Here is a 9694-nt window from a genome sequence, read left to right as displayed (position 1 = left end):
TGTTTGCACTGGCCGACGCCAATAATTTCTACGCGTCCTGCGAAACGGTGTTTCGTCCCGATTTGTTAGGTAAACCCATATGTGTAGTGTCAAACAATGATGGCTGCGTGATTGCCCGTTCTGCAGAAGCCAAGCGCATGGGTATTAAAATGGGTGCTCCGCTTTTCAAAAATGAACGCTACTTTCGGGAGAATGGCGTCCATATCTTTAGCTCTAACTACGCTCTATATGGCGACATGTCTGCCAGAATGATGGCAATCCTGGGTGAAATGGCACCAGGCCAGGAAATTTACTCGATAGATGAAAGCTTTCTGGATGTCAGCGGCATTTCGTCGTATATGCCTCTGGAAGACTTTGGCTTGCTGATACGGAATCGAGTGAAGAAAGAAATAGGACTGACGATCGGTGTTGGTTTTGGCCCCTCAAAGACACTGGCTAAGCTTGCTAATTTTGCTGCTAAAAAAATGGACGCAAACAGGCGGTATCGTCAATCTAACCAGCCCGGAGCGCCAGAGAAAATTACTCGCACTGGTAAGCGTCGATGACATCTGGGGAATTGGTGGCAAATTGAGTAAGCGACTGCATACAATGGGTATTAGTACAGCGCTCCAGCTGGCCGATAGTAACATCAGCATGATCCGGAAAAGCTTCGATGTGATAGTTGAGCGTACGGTTCGCGAACTCAACGGTCAATCCTGTTTGGCTCTGGAAGATGCCCCGCCGCCAAAGCAGCAGATTGTAGTGAGCCGCAGTTTCGGACAACGTGTCACCAGTATCGAAGATCTGCAGCAGGCTGTCGTAACGTATGCCACGCGTGCCAGTGAAAAGCTCAGGGAACAGGGCTCAAAGTGTCAGCACGTCAGTGTGTCAGTCAATACAGGACGATACGGGAACGAACCACAGTATGCCAACTCTGCCGCTATGACATGCGAATATCCAACCAGCGACACACGGGACATTATCGGTCTAGCATTGCGAGCTCTCGACGCAATATGGCGCGACGGTTACCGGTATGCGAAAGCGGGTGTTACGTTAGGGGATTTTTATCAGTCAGGTGTTGCACAGCTGGACATGTTCAGTCAGCAGCTGCCGCGCGCAAACGCGGATGCTCTGATGTCGGCTGTGGATCAGATAAACCGTTCGGGGCTTGGTAAAGTGTGGTTTGCTGGACAGGGAACAGACAACGTATGGAAAATGAAACGCGAGATGCTTTCGCCACGTTACACCACCTGCCTGGCCGAGACTCTGAGAGTAAAATAAAATGTGTGCTGAAAGATCGACACGAAAAAAGGACCTGACAGATGACAGAATGTAGTAATCACAACATAGCAAAACGTTCAGCCGATGAGCGTGAACGAGTCAACATTGATCTGGCAGCTTCCGGCGTTGCATATAAAGAGCGGATGAACAAACCAGTATTGGCTGCTGAGGTTGAACTTCAGCAGCCAGAGAAGTGGCGAGAATACTTTCGCGAACGTCTGGCATTTTACAGGAATTCTGCTCTCCAGTTTCCTCGCGGGAATGATCCTGTGTATGTAAAGCATGAAGAAGATAAATAGCCTTTCTTCTCCTTTGCCAGAAGTACTGGAGCGCTATTTAATTATCATTTAATCCGCACTTCGGATTGATATTTTTAGTGTATTTTCCTATGCTTTTTTAAAAATTGTTAGTCCAGAAGGCCTGAAAGAAGTTGCTTCCTTATTTCATTGTACGCTCGCTCTCCCCCATCCCAAATCTTGGATGCATAATTAATTTTCGCGTAAACTTTCAAAAACTCATCATGATTAGCTAATAAGTCTTTATGAATCGTTGACTTGGGTGGCAACAACTCATCTATGTGCATTTGAAAATTCATTTTTTGCGTAGCCGAGCTATTGTCGTTTTCTACGCAGCGATCAATAATTTCAGTTATTGAAATATGATTATGACTACAAACTTCTAACAAATTTTCAAATTCATCAATGGTTATGTAGTAAATTCTATCCTCAGGTATTGGTAGCTCTCCAAGATCACTTATTATATTTTTGAATATATCATTACTGATAAATGAAGAAATGAACTTACCTGTAGAAACATAATGATCTTGCTGCAAGATTATGATTAATGAATCACGAGGATTAGGTTTTCTTTTCTCAATGCCATTAATGATATTTGCGCAATACTGACCTTTTTCCAAACCTTCAAGAAGATTGGCTTTAAGTTTGTTTTTTAACTGATTAGCTATAATTGAATCTCTTAGGTGCCTGTGCGGCATAACAGCTTTAGAATCGATAAAAACCTTTGCATCATCCTCTTGAATTAAATAATCAACAACTTTACCTGTTTTCTTTTCATCTCGATAAATTTTGTTTAACTCTTTTTCGGTCACTACAGTGCTAAATGTATTAATTAAGAGTTTTTCAAGATATTTCTCTACAATCTTTCCAAATTTTTCACCATACTTTCCTTTCAGGTTTTCATTGAATAATTCAGGAACTATCGCACTAAATCCTGCATTCATGACTGTTTTAGATAAGACGACAAGCCCTTGTTTTTCAAGTATTAAAGGTTTGTATATAAAAGGTGTCCGCTCAAAGTATTCCTCTACATTCCAGCCTTCTCGTGCATGTAGGAATACGAAATCTTTGATTTCACTGCGCCGAATAGAAACTAATTTTAAAAAAGCATGCACTTCGTCTACGCCAAAAAGAGGAACAAGAAATATGATTATCCTGTCGATATTCACTAGGCTCGACTCACTATTTGTATCAAGCTGGAAATAGAACATGAGGAAAAAAGATATTTTATAATAATTTTCAAGACCTAAACCTGTCAGTGACTTAAAGTTATCTCTAAAAAACGGCGTGTCACTTTTACAGTACCAGCTATATTGACGGGAAAGCGCCAGCGCAAATGTTTGTAATCTTGTCTGATAGAATGTTTGGTTTATTATCATTCTCCTCATTTCCAGTATTACTCCTGCATCACTTTCAAATTTAACTGCATCTTCTGTAAGTTGATATATTCTATTAATTATTTTCGTGAACTCTTTTTGAGACATGTCAGAGGCGTAGGTCTTCTGTTGCGCAGAAAACTTCCATTTCAAAGCCAAAAAACAGCACCACGGAAAGTTCATGGTTATGTTGTTTTGCTTTCTGTAAATTTGGAAGTGTGAAAATAAACAGTTGAGAAAAGAATCGTTCGTATATTTTCTCATTTTTTCACTTATAGCTTCAGCCCGTTCAGCGTAACGGCTTTTAGTGTTTATTAATGGATACATTTTTTGCCACTCTGGTAATTGGAGTTAAAGTAGTCACTTAAAATTTGTGTTTCTTTGATTTTTTCATGAAGAAATAACACGAGAATATCTTAACGCTTAGCCCTTAACAGGAAACGCTGGAATATTATTTAAAGAATCAGTTTCATGAGCGTCCCAGCTCCACCAGTTCCCTTCGCCATACTCATCCTGATAGTGCTTCAATTTCTTCACTTTACGCGCGAGATAGTCTGGCGTGGTCATACCGAATACTTCCAGTGGTACGGCGTCTGAACCAGGTACATCCAGAAGCAAAAAGTCAGGAAACACATCCGCCTCGCCGTCATAGCGCAGAGGTTTACTGAATTGACGCTTTTCCTGCCAGAGTTTCTCCTCAATGATGCCTTCCAGTGATGAATCGAGAGGAATAAATCTGGGGCTGACTGTCATCAGTGCCGCATCAATGACGGTACAGGTGTTATACGGAACAGGTTTGCCGTCTCGCTGCCTGAATTTTTTTACCGGTGGTTCGGTTTCAGCTATCAGCATAACTTTTTGCCCCCGGCGCCAATCAGCCAGCTCGCGGGCAAAGCTTCGGTTGAGTCGGACAATAAGATCTGCAGGTACATCAAGAGACGGAAAGCCTGCGGCCTGATTGAGCGGCAGTGTGCCGTTCAGGCTGCCTCCTTCCCCGTTTGTGCAGGGTTTGAGATAAGTGATCATGATTAACCGCTTGTTCGATGAAGCGGCCGCATCAATCGTTGCCCAGTTATTTTTAATCTCCTGCGTGCCGGGCCGCGCCATTATGAGCAGGACCGATTTCAGAGAAGTTTTACCCACGCTGATTTTTTCTGCCATTTGCTTCAGGCGCCATGCGGCCCAGGCGTCGTCGCGGGTACGCTTGTCAAAATTAGGGTGCCAGTGATTGATTTCTGCCTGTTCCCACATGAAATGAAGGAGGCCGAGGAGGCGCATGGCTGGCTGACGCCTGCGTTTTCCTCCGCTTTTAGGGCCTGATGGCTCAACCGCATCGCGCTCCGTAAGCTCTTTTTTCTGTAACCCGGTAGGTAGCTTGATACGGAAATAGCCCGGAGAGAGTGCCTTAACCACATCAGAGGTGTAAATATCACCCTGCTTTTCGTCTGCCCATACCGAATAAAAACGGCAGTCAGGTGCGTGCTCTGAACCACTGTAAGACCAGCGGGCCAGCCAGTAGTTGTCGTGCGTTGATGAATAGCAGGCTTTCAGTTTACGGCGATTTTCACTTTCACCCCCTTTCATGCACTGGCAGGTGATAAGTGTGGTTGTCTTGTTCTGTCGGGCAAAACGGATGTAACGCCTGAAGGTGTCAGCATTTTCCTTCTGAAAAGCCGCGTCGCACTCAACAGTCTTTAGCTGACCGGTGAAAGCGACAGGATAGGTTTTAATGTCTGACATAAATTCGTCCTTTTTGAATCATGGCGCGGCGACATAAAACTAACCAAGGAAGACCTGCTCACCTGCCATCTTAATTATTTACGATGCCCCTACGGGGTATCCCCTGCCGGCCGGGATGCCTTGACCCTGAGTATGGTCTGTCGGGTCGTATCAAAATCACGGGCTATAGAACTGATGCTGGCCCCGGCGTCAATACGTTCAAGTACAGCCTTCTTCTGCTCATCGTTCAAAGCCGGGGGGACGGCCAAAACGTTTACCTGCAGCTCTCGCACGTGCAAGACCTGAATGTGTTCGCTCTATCAGCAGATCCTTCTCGAATTCAGCAACAGCCGAAATAACTTGCATGGTCATCTTCCCGGCCGGACTAGTGAGGTCAACGCCGCCCAGCGCGAGACAGTGAACACGGATATCTGACATGGCCAGCTGCTCCACAGTCTTCCGTACATCTATTGCATCACGACCCAGCCGATCCAGTTTGGTTACTATCAGCACATCTCCGTTTTCCATGCGATCAAGCAGCCTGGCAAAACCAGGACGTTCACTGGCAGCCACCGAACCGCTGATTTTCTCCTCAATCAGCCGCCGTGGCTGAATAGCAAAACCGGCAGCCTCGATTTCGCGACGCTGGTTTTCTGTATTCTGTTCCAGGGTTGAAACCCTGCAGTAAGCAAAAACTCGTGACATGGTGTTACTATATGTACTAAAAGGGTGTACTAATTATAACGCGTGTACTAAACAAAAAACACTTACTTTCGTACAGTCACAGCAATATGTGTCCGAAACCGACCGTTTTAGTACACATCAATAAATATGCATAAATGTAACAACAAGGATTGACTCGCTATATCACCTAGAGATACGCTCGCATTATCTTAGGAATAATCCTAATGGCCATCTTCAGCTTGTGTTATGACTTAAGGATAAAGGCATGGCAAATTTATATAAATTTATGGGTGCTGATATAGCAGATAGAATAATGCTTGATGAAAAGCATATAGGCATAAAATTCTCTTATTTAGAAGATTATAATGACCCATATGAATTCTTTTTAACAATTGATTTCAATCGCGGCTCAGATGAATTAGCTTTCTACAATGAAATGATTAGCATGGTCATAAAACAACCCGCGACGTGTTTTACTAAAAGTCCGGTAATCCCTCCTATGTGGGCTCATTATGCTGGGAACTCATCAGGCTTTGCTATTGAAATAAACGAAGAAAAGTTCAAAAAATATATAGAAGATATTGGCTTTGGGGAGAATACTGGGATAGAGGATGTTGATTATAAAGATTCCCCGGATGAAGATATTGAGCCGACCCTAGCTAGAGCGTTTCAGATTTGTAAACCACGCTACATTTATTTTCTTCAGTCATATATAAGGAATGCTGCTTATCTCACTAAACAGTGTTGCTGGGAATATGAGCAGGAGCGGCGTGTAATAATTGATGAAAATGCCCTAATAAAGCCTGAAAGTTGGCTTATGTTACTTCCTGTGCCAATAAGTTGTATAACGGCTATCATCGTTGGACATAAAGCGAAAGAAGATTTAAAAGAGAAAATAAAACAGCTTTCCAAAAAAGCAAAGTGTCGGTATTTCGAAATGGTCATAGGGAAAACAACAACAAACCCTTTTTTTGTTATCAATTAACAATAAGTCGCATAGGTATCTGAATGGAAGAATTGAATCAGCTGTCTTCCAGTGTAAAAAGTGTCACGAACCTATTGATGAAGATAATAAAACCTGTGGTTGGTGCAGCATTACGCAACGCGATGTAGATAATGCGGCCAGGAGAAATTCTTTTAGAATGCTTAATAGAGCAGGAGGGTTGGAGAACTATATTGCGGCTATGCGTGCTATTAGCGAGAGGTCATAGATGTATTCATCACACTCAGTTAAGTTTGTAAGATTATGATTTTAATGAAAAAAATGATTTATTTTGGTGTTTGCCATTAACGCTATTTCAGTGCGTTAAGGGGATTTTTTCTTTATGGATGCTTAGGAGATTAATTGTGAACATTAACGGATGGTTCTTAAAAACACTATTTACTATATTTGTTGTTCTTGGTGTTACTTGGCTACACTTCTTTATAGCTTCAGATAAACTCGGAGACGATATTCTGAATTCTTATGCTCTTCTTATAGTTGTTTTATCTTTTTATGTGAAAGATGAAAATGGTAAAGAAAGGGAAACGCTAAAGTACTATATTGACATCACTACAGTTATTGTCTCTATTGCCATCACATTTGAGCTTGTTTATGTTAAGTTGTACGATAAAGGAGACCCAATGGATATTGTGAAAGGCTTCGAGATGTTCCTGTGTGCTTGGATATTTTATGGGGTTTTTATAGCTAACGGGAAAACAGAAAAAAAATTAGAAGATACTCAGTAGTGTTTTTTCTTGGCAGCTATGCGGCCTTTTTTAGTTATCATCCATAATGATTTTCTAGTTGCTCGATTATGGATGCTGCACTAAGAAAGGAAGCATAGAATAAACTCTAATTTTATGTTCTGCCGTTAGCACCAAATTTCATAGCCAAAAATATCTTCAATTCTCTGATTTAAGGCCTGTGATTTTAAACTGAATTTAAGAATACTTATTACATTAAGGCTCCTATTATGCCCCCACAGATGCAGGGAGTAACTGACGGACAGCCTTATCTTTATATGGAGTAGCTATTTCAGGTAATTATCCGCTGCGAAGCAGAAGCTGATAGCTGTTCACATGAGATCAGAAATGAGGTTTTTCACAGGATTAAGAGACGCATTCTGCATCAACAACTGAGACAGCACTGAAGGCAGTTACGCCGTGTACTTGAGGAAAAGAATAGACGGCATCCATTTTGGTGCCAATGAGCAGTCAGGCTGCTTTTGTGCTTAGATGAACCTCAATGTCTATTTCTGAATAGCGCGCAGGAAGTTCAATAATAGTAATTCTGGCACTGATACAGATGAAACCCATGATTTGCAGCGGGTTATTGACCAGATGGTTCACGAACTGGCTGACTACAGCTATGAACAAGTTACAGCTAACGCGGCTTCAGGAGAGGATGGACCTGATACCTACACCGGGAATGTAGGTATCGCACCATAATGCTTGATATGCTCGCGGCATCGCCCGCAAGGACTACACGGATATGCTTACCTGTTGGAAGGGGTAAGGATGGTAAAAGATAAGCGATGTGGAGACGCATATCAGACCAGAATAAACATGACTTGATCCAAACACTACGACACTAGAGATGTCTATCAGTGCAGCAGCCGGACCTGCGTGCGTGTTGGAATGAACGGTTACGCCGGTTAGCAAAATCTAATCCTGATTCTCTGTGCTCTTACCTGAAGCACCATGTTTGGCCAGCAAATCTTCGATAGCCTCATCAAGCAGCCGGCTTTTAGGAATCCGCGTTTTGGCTGCTAACGCATCGAATAATGGCACCAGTCGATTATCAAGAGATGAGGTGAAGCGCCGGCGGTTTTTTAAATAGGGTTCGGCCATTACATCTGTTTCCACACAGTTAAAAGTGCAGGCAGTGTATTCGGCTGTCAGATAGATTAAAGTGGTTGCACATAGTGCCTATATAGTGCCAAAATTAACCTAGATACAGCACTAGGGCACTTACAAAAAATTAGCTATGAATGATCCAACATCCTTAAAGTCGCCTACATGGCGACTTTTTTATGCTCTTTAACATTATGAATCATCAGACCAACATGGATGTGGAAGCTCCGGAGAAATCTCGGAAGCCGCTTATAAGCAGTACGAGTAAACATGGCAGGATGTCCTGCCTGAACTTCTATCGTAGATACGGCCAGTAAATATAAACACTGCGCCTTGAAAGCTTTTATTTTGCTCAGATGGGCGTAGTTGTTGCGCAGAGAGGCTTACAGTATGTTTTCTAAATCGGATTTAGAGAAGATGGATGACGAACAGCTTAACCTCTATATGGACTGGTTACTGGAATCGATCAGCCGTTGCGAAGCAGAGGCTGACAGTCACACTCCTGAGATCGTGAACGAAGATTTTCATCGGCTGAAGGAGAGGATGATGCGTCAGGACTTAAAACGCCACAGCCAGGAGTTGCGGCGTGTACTTGATGAAAAGAAGAGTCGTCTTTACTGGTGGTGTCACTAAGACATCATGCTGCTTTTCTGCTGAGTTGAACGCCAATAGCCTCAATGTCTGTTGCTGAATAGTGCGATGGGAGTTCAATGAAAGATATTCCGGCACTTTTGCACGCTTCCCGCTTGACCGCATCGCGAACGACCGCATCGCCTTAAAATGGCCGCTGCCGTGATACTCAACAACGGCTATAGGCTGCCCTGACCAGTCTATGATCACGAAATCTGCCCGCTTGCTGTTAATCGCCAGATAAGCCTGTTTGTCATCTGATCCCAGAATCTCACCGAGTGACACCTGAGAGAATACGCGATAGCCACGGTGTGAAGTTGAGAGCAGCTCTTCAAGCTTGCAGAATACGCCGTACTCACTTTTATTCATCAAAGGACGCTTGCGAAATTCGCTGCTTCTGACGGCGTTCAGTTGTCGCTCAGCCGTAGTTTCTTCCCGCGTATATTCAGGGGTTGGTCTGTGATCCCGCCACTCCGGTTTCTGAGCCGGTGATGGCCGGTAATGTCCTTTCTTACGTTTCTGCTTACCTCGGACTACAAGAAAAATCACGACCGCAACGGCAATCAGAAACCAGTTAAATATATCCATGAGCGATGTTGCCTCCTTAAACGTAGTGCCGGTTATCATGACAAGACCTGCTATTTTTACAAACAGATCCTTTCTCTCCCCTGCCCTTCTCTTCTGAAGCCACAAGAGTCACGCCCCATTACTGAGTACTTAAGCTCAGTTAATACAGCAAGTTAAAGAATCATTAGTATATGCATATGTATATACATAATCGATTTTCTGGGAATTATCGTGTTGTACCGGGCGATGACTTATAAGCAGGAATGTATATGCTTATGTATATACATTGACATGGCGCAGGATGTATGTACTATGCATATACCTTTG

At 43.2% G+C, this 9694-nt stretch carries 7 protein-coding genes and 2 pseudogenes; 4 read left to right on the top strand and 5 right to left on the bottom strand.

Translation table 11 applies throughout. The features are described 5' to 3' along the window. Both umuC and JNO11_RS24725 read left to right on the top strand, forming a co-directional pair. Positions 1–1260: pseudogene (umuC, locus tag JNO11_RS24730) on the top strand (translesion error-prone DNA polymerase V subunit UmuC); the annotation flags it as partial. A gap of 41 nt (positions 1261–1301) precedes the next feature. Further along, complete coding sequence (locus JNO11_RS24725; protein ID WP_325178128.1) at positions 1302–1559, top strand: DNA polymerase III subunit theta; 258 nt, start codon at positions 1302–1304, stop codon at positions 1557–1559. Positions 1560–1666: 107 nt separating this feature from the next. Here JNO11_RS24725 and JNO11_RS24720 read toward each other — a convergent pair whose 3' ends face one another. The 3 genes and pseudogenes from JNO11_RS24720 to JNO11_RS24710 form a co-directional block, all read right to left on the bottom strand. Further along, the gene (locus JNO11_RS24720; protein WP_325178127.1) at positions 1667–3091 is read right to left on the bottom strand and encodes a hypothetical protein; all 1425 of its coding nucleotides are present in this window, start codon (positions 3089–3091) and stop codon (positions 1667–1669) included. Positions 3092–3355: 264 nt separating this feature from the next. Beyond that, a complete protein-coding gene (locus tag JNO11_RS24715) occupies positions 3356–4672 on the bottom strand; it encodes a DUF1173 family protein (RefSeq protein WP_325178126.1) in 1317 nt (438 codons plus the stop codon). An 89-nt stretch (positions 4673–4761) separates the two neighbouring features. Continuing rightward, a pseudogene (locus tag JNO11_RS24710) lies at positions 4762–5356 on the bottom strand (recombinase family protein). A gap of 244 nt (positions 5357–5600) precedes the next feature. Between JNO11_RS24710 and JNO11_RS24705 the strand changes: the two are divergent. Beyond that, entirely contained in the window at positions 5601–6320 is a 720-nt protein-coding gene (locus JNO11_RS24705) for a DUF2971 domain-containing protein (protein WP_325178125.1), read from the top strand. Positions 6321–6682: 362 nt separating this feature from the next. Further along, positions 6683–7063: a hypothetical protein gene (locus JNO11_RS24700; RefSeq protein WP_325178124.1), complete on the top strand. Its 381-nt coding sequence runs from the start codon at positions 6683–6685 to the stop codon at positions 7061–7063. 918 nt (positions 7064–7981) lie between these two features. Here JNO11_RS24700 and JNO11_RS24695 read toward each other — a convergent pair. Continuing rightward, complete coding sequence (locus JNO11_RS24695) at positions 7982–8167, bottom strand: ribbon-helix-helix domain-containing protein (RefSeq protein WP_159222818.1); 186 nt, start codon at positions 8165–8167, stop codon at positions 7982–7984. A 561-nt stretch (positions 8168–8728) separates the two neighbouring features. Continuing rightward, positions 8729–9388, bottom strand: coding sequence for a DUF2726 domain-containing protein (locus tag JNO11_RS24690; RefSeq protein ID WP_325178123.1), 660 nt, complete (start codon positions 9386–9388; stop codon positions 8729–8731). Positions 9389–9694: the final 306 nt, after the last annotated feature.

This window comes from Pantoea sp. 1B4 (assembly GCF_016925765.1).
GTDB classification, from domain to species: domain Bacteria; phylum Pseudomonadota; class Gammaproteobacteria; order Enterobacterales; family Enterobacteriaceae; genus Pantoea; species Pantoea agglomerans.
The sequence above is the reverse complement of the archived record's forward strand: the minus strand, read 5'-3'. Positions and strand labels throughout refer to the sequence as shown.

What these genes read in the sequence shown, in the direction of transcription:
- JNO11_RS24725 (WP_325178128.1), top strand. Translation starts at nt 1,302, where the DNA reads ATGACAGAATGTAGTAATCACAACATAGCAAAACGTTCAGCCGATGAG.
- JNO11_RS24715 (WP_325178126.1), bottom strand. Translation starts at nt 4,672, where the DNA reads ATGTCAGACATTAAAACCTATCCTGTCGCTTTCACCGGTCAGCTAAAG.
- JNO11_RS24705 (WP_325178125.1), top strand. Translation starts at nt 5,601, where the DNA reads ATGGCAAATTTATATAAATTTATGGGTGCTGATATAGCAGATAGAATA.
- JNO11_RS24695 (WP_159222818.1), bottom strand. Translation starts at nt 8,167, where the DNA reads ATGGCCGAACCCTATTTAAAAAACCGCCGGCGCTTCACCTCATCTCTT.
- JNO11_RS24690 (WP_325178123.1), bottom strand. Translation starts at nt 9,388, where the DNA reads ATGGATATATTTAACTGGTTTCTGATTGCCGTTGCGGTCGTGATTTTT.